Origin of the sequence: Fodinibius sp., from assembly GCF_041642155.1 — a bacterium.
Classification (GTDB): domain Bacteria; phylum Bacteroidota; class Rhodothermia; order Balneolales; family Balneolaceae; genus Fodinibius.
The window spans coordinates 1-3,931 of record NZ_JBEPWZ010000278.1; the positions used below are offsets into that span (position 1 = coordinate 1).

The 3,931-nt window shown below is 50.0% G+C and carries 2 protein-coding genes; one reads left to right on the forward strand and one right to left on the reverse strand.

All coding sequences use genetic code 11. The annotated features are described in order from the left end of the window. The coding region (locus tag ACESLU_RS12615) for an LptF/LptG family permease (protein WP_372638995.1) at positions 1–739 on the reverse strand (739 nt) is incomplete at its 3' end. Positions 740–971: 232 nt separating this feature from the next. Between ACESLU_RS12615 and sprA the strand changes: the two genes are divergently transcribed. Next, positions 972–3,931, forward strand: a 2,960-nt coding sequence (gene sprA / locus ACESLU_RS12620; RefSeq protein WP_372638996.1) for a cell surface protein SprA, incomplete at its 3' end; no start/stop codon positions are given.

Sequence of the window (3,931 nt, forward strand, 5' to 3'; positions counted from 1 at the left end):
CAAAACTGATACGGTACCGGTTAAAATCGGTCTCTTCGAGAACCGTTATCTTTTTCCCCTCTTTTCTCCGATCCAAAAAACGAAGTATGGATCCGTTGTGAAGGTACAGGTTCATCGTCTGACCCTGATGTTCGCTTTCCAGCCGGCCCTTTTGGGCTTTAATAAAGGCCTCCTTGCGGTTGCGGTTGGGCTGCTGGTAAACGGTAACATCGCGCAGGGTATCGGATTCATCGGTCATATCCTGGACCAAAAAGGTATAGCCGTCAATACCATCATAAAATTCACCGGGCTTGAGATCGAAGCCGGGCTTTTTAAGCCGGATATCGATAAACAGCGATCGTGCCCGCTGGTTGGCGTCGGGAAGCACATCGTTTGAAAACCAAGCTAAAAAAACAGAAAGGAGAACTCCCGCCACGAGTACCGGTTTGACCAGGTGGATGGGATTGATGCCCGCTGCCTTGAGAGCCGCCAGTTCATTGAGCTCGGTAATTTTTCCGAATGCCATCAGGCAGGCAACTAACACGGCCATGGGCATGGCCAATACCACCATGGAAGCCAAATTGGTGATAATAAGTTCTACGATGATACCCAAAGGCAGTCCTTTACCGACCAGCATGTCTATATACAGAATCAAAAACTGCATGAGCAGCAGAAACATCAGGGTAAGAAAACAGAATACAAAGGGCCCTGCGTGCCTCTTCAGAACATCAAGTTGTAGTTTATTGGGTATCAATCGCATAACATCTATTCTATTGAACAAGCCTTAAATTACGCCTATACTCCCTCTTTACAAAATAGGATGATTGTACCGTGCTGAGGCAAAAGTTTCTACTTTCAAGAAAAAAGTTTAACATTTATCATCTTTATTAACGTATATCACCATTTGCAAATTGTTAAAAGGAGGCTGCGTATAGCTAAGCGATACTATTTCTTTGGTTGACAAATCAACAAAAATATATTCAACACTATACGTGCAGCTTAAAGCAAATATATTTGGGGCTTCTCTTTTCCTGTTTTGCTTTGCCAGTATCTCCTTGTCCTTTAGCCAGGAGAGACCGCCTGGAAGGTCTGGTACGCTTATGTGGCCCGCTGCCAGTGATACGCTTCCGCGACTGTTGCATCCTGGACCTGTTTCCTATCCTTTTACGCTCATTCAACCCCGTCTTTTTTATGTTCGCCTGCCGGAAGAGCAGATATCTGTGCAACGCGATTCGCTGGGTTATTATCGAAGCCAGAGACTGCTGTTTCAGAGACCGGTGGCCCTTCCGTATGTAATGGATTTTGATGAATATGCAAAACAATACAGGCAACATGCGATCCGGGAAAACTGGAATCAAATCATGAATGAGCAAAGCACAGAACAGGCGAGGGAGGGGTTGCTGGATTTCAGGGTGGATGTCCCCGGCGGTGAGGAATCCACATTTACAACTATATTTGGCAAGCCGGAAGTCAATTTAAGTGTTAACGGTACGGCCAATATGAATATCGGGGCGTCGATCCAAAAAACGGAAAATCCCAGCATTCCGCCTGACCGGCAAACCCAGATTGACCCTACCTTCGAGCAAAGCCTGCAGCTTAATATACAGGGGACAATCGGAGATAAGTTATCGATACAGACGGACTGGGATACCGAGCGGGCATTTGACTTTATGAACCGGGTCAATATTCTGTATGAGGGCTATGAGGATGAAATTATACAGCACCTGGAGATGGGAAACGTGTCGATGCAGACCGGCAATTCGCTCATCCGCGGGGGCAGTGCACTTTTTGGAGTGAAGTCCATTATGCAGCTTGGCTCGCTTAGATTGACTTCGGTGCTCTCTCAGCAGGAGGGTGAGGAAAGAACCGAAACCATTATCGGCGGCGCCCAGGAAAAAGAACTCGCCATTCGTCCTGTGGACTACGAGGACGACCGTCACTTTTTTATGGACTTTTTTACGCGCCAGCAGTTTGAGGAGAATGTTTCGAATCCACAGCAATTGGGACAAGCGCTGGAACTCACGGAAGTGAATGTGTGGGCGCTGCGGGAAACCTCGCAGCCCGCGGCAGGCGAACGGCAGGCTATAGCGCTTGCCGACCTGGGAGTTGTACAAAATGCGGACAGCAGTTATGCGGCCCCGGACCAGGATGAAGATATCTTTCCGGAGAACCTGCTCGATCAGCTTCGGGACCCGTCCCTGGGTGTTTCCGCCGGTGATTTTGGCGTGGATCCCGCCGCCTTTGTGGAAGGATATTTTATTCCTCTCGAGGAGGGCGTGGACTACGAACTGAACCGGTACCTGGGATATATTTCTCTCAAACGAAACCTGGGTTCACGACAGGCCCTGGCTGTCTCATTCAAGTATGCAGATCCGCAGACCGGCCAGACGATCAGCATCGGTGATGTGAGTCCGGGCGGCGGTAACCGCATCTACCTGAAGCTCATTCGTCCCCAGACCGTGACCACCAGCAACCCGCTGTGGGCCCTGATGATGAAAAACGTCTATTCCATCGGGGCCACGAATCTGACGCCTGACGGGCTGGACCTGGATGTGAAATATACCGAGCAAAATGTGCCGAGCAGTTCTCTGCCGGCGCGCAATACGGTTTTGCTGCAGGATCTGGGACTCGACCGGGTAGACCAGCAGGGGGCCCTTAATCCCGATAACAGAATTGACTTCAGTACCAGCGTCCTCGATCCCGCCACCGGCAAAATTATTTTTCCCTATTTGCAACCTTTTGGCAACCGGGTGGAAGAATTGTTGGCAGAGGGCGGACTGGGACAGGAGGAGATTAATGCGGTTGCCTTTGATGAACTGTATAGCGAACGCAAGGAGAATGCCAGCCAAAATTCAAAAAATAGTTTTTACCTGATTGAGGGACAGGCCAAAGGAGCAACCTCCGCCAGCTATAGTCTCGGCTATTCGCTGGTAGAGGGGTCCGTCAGAGTGTTTGCGGGGGGACAAGAGCTGCAGGAGGGGACCGATTACGCGGTGGATTATTCCATTGGCAGTATCACCATACTGAATGAGCAGTACCTGCAGAGAGGACAACAGATAAGGATTGAGTATGAAAATAACCAGCTGGCGCAAATAGGCCAGAAAAACTTTACGGGACTTCGTGCTGAATACCGTATTACGGATAATTTCAACATCGGGAGCACCTATTTTAAGCTAAAAGAGAAGCCGTTGCAGGATAAAATTCGCATCGGGGACGAGCCGGTCAGCAACGCGGTGCTTGGTTTGGATGCCAACGCCTATTTTGACGCTCCCTGGCTGACTCGATTAATCGATCGCGTGCCCCTGCTGCATACCAAAGAACCTTCAGCCATAGGTCTGAGTGGTGAATTCGCGCAACTTCGTCCCGATGTATCGCGAACCGCCGCCGTCAATGATGCGATCAGTGACAACCGCCTTTTTGAAGACGAAGAAAACGGGCTCTCCTTTATTGATGATTTCGAAGGCTCTGAAGTCGGACTCAGTTTTGTGAACCCATCGCAGTGGAATCTTGCGGCTGCTCCGGCGGCGCTGCCGGGCTATGAGCCTGATGCGATCTTTTTTGAGGAGGATCCCCCGACCAACCCGTCTAATACGATTACGGATAAGATCGACCGTTCTGATCTGCGCAGCACCTTTTCATGGTATACCATACCCCAAAATATTGATGATATCCTCGATGGGGCCCAGCGCACGCCGGAATCGCAGCTTGTCAAAGTGACGGATGTATTTCCCAACAGGGATGTACTAACCGAAGAAAATTTTATCCGGACCCTGGATCTCTATTATAATCCCACCGAACGGGGACCGTATAACTACAACAGGAATCTTCGGGACCTGCTGGAGAATGAGCCGGAGCGCAGCTGGGGAGGGATGACGACGACGCTTCCCGCCGGACAGGAGGATCTCACGCAGAATAACATTGAATTCCTGGAGTTTTGGGTGCAGTCGGTCCT